Origin of the sequence: Rhizobium metallidurans, from assembly GCF_014196505.1 — a bacterium.
In the GTDB taxonomy this organism is placed as follows: domain Bacteria; phylum Pseudomonadota; class Alphaproteobacteria; order Rhizobiales; family Rhizobiaceae; genus Rhizobium; species Rhizobium metallidurans.
Map to the genome: position 1 here is coordinate 1 of NZ_JACIDW010000062.1, position 1,208 is coordinate 1,208.

Here is a 1,208-nt window from a genome sequence, read left to right on the forward strand (position 1 = left end):
CTCACGGGCTGTGTGAGTGGCCCGGACCATGTTCCCCCGGAGATGCCTCTTCCGGCGAAGTTCAATGAGGGCGCGGCCAAGTCCGATGGCGACGTTTCGACGGTTGCCTGGTGGACCGCCTATCGCGACGCGCGGCTGAACGCCCTGGTCACCGAGGGCCTGAGCGAGAACCTGTCGATCCAGCAGTCGCTGGAGCGCATCAATGCCGCCGCCGCCGGCGTCACCGTCGCCGGTGCCGGCTCGCTGCCGAGCCTGGTGGTCGGTTCGTCGAACACCACGAGCGGCAACCTCGGCTCGCTGGCCACCACCAAGGCCGCCACCAACACCACCGACGCCAGCGCCAACGTCTCCTGGCTGCTCGACCTGTTCGGCCAGTATCGCCGTTCCAAGGAAAGCGCCCAGGCCTCGCTCGACGCCGCCTACTCGACCGCCGACGTCGCCAAGCTCACCTATCTCCAGGATCTGGTGAACGCCTACATCAACGCCCGTTACTATCAGGAGCGCATCGCGCTCTCGAGAGCCAACCTGAAGTCGCGCCAGGAAACCTACGACCTGACCAAGTTCCAGCTCGATGCCGGCGCCGCCTCGCGTCTCGACGTCGTGCAGGCGGAAGGTCTGGTGCAGTCGACCCAGGCTGAAATCCCGGGACTGGAAACCAGCTTCCGCGTCGCCGCCCACCGCATCGCCACCCTGCTCGGCAAGCCGGCCGGCTCGATGGTCGCGGACCTGCAGCGCGCCGGTCCCCAGCCGGTCTTCCGTGCCGGCATCGTCTCCGGCGTTCCCGCCGACCTGATCCGCAACCGTCCCGACATCCGCGTCGCCGAGCGCAATCTCGCCGCCGCCACCGCCAATATCGGCGTTGCCATGTCGCAGCTCTATCCGTCGATCTCGCTCTCCGGCTCGATCTCGCCGAGCTATGTGCGCCCTGTCGGCGCCAATGGCGGCCTGACCAGCTGGTCCTTCGGCCCGACGCTGACGCTGCCGATCTTCGACGGCGGCCGCCTGCGCGCCAATGTCGACATCGCCAAGTCCGACGCCAAGACCCAGTACCTCGCCTGGAAGCAGACGGTCCTGCAGGCGGTCGAGGAAGTGGAAAACGCGCTGTCGGCGGTTCGCCGCGACGCCCAGACGGTGGCCGCGCTGCGCGCCCAGGTCAAGACGACCCAGGAAACGCTCGACCTGTCGACCGCCAGCTACAAGGACGGCGC

Annotated in this window: 1 protein-coding gene; it reads left to right on the forward strand. The window is 68.0% G+C overall.

The window, feature by feature from the left end; translation table 11 throughout:
* Positions 1-1,208, forward strand: a 1,208-nt coding sequence (locus GGQ67_RS25035) for an efflux transporter outer membrane subunit (RefSeq protein ID WP_183902802.1), incomplete at both ends; no start/stop codon positions are given.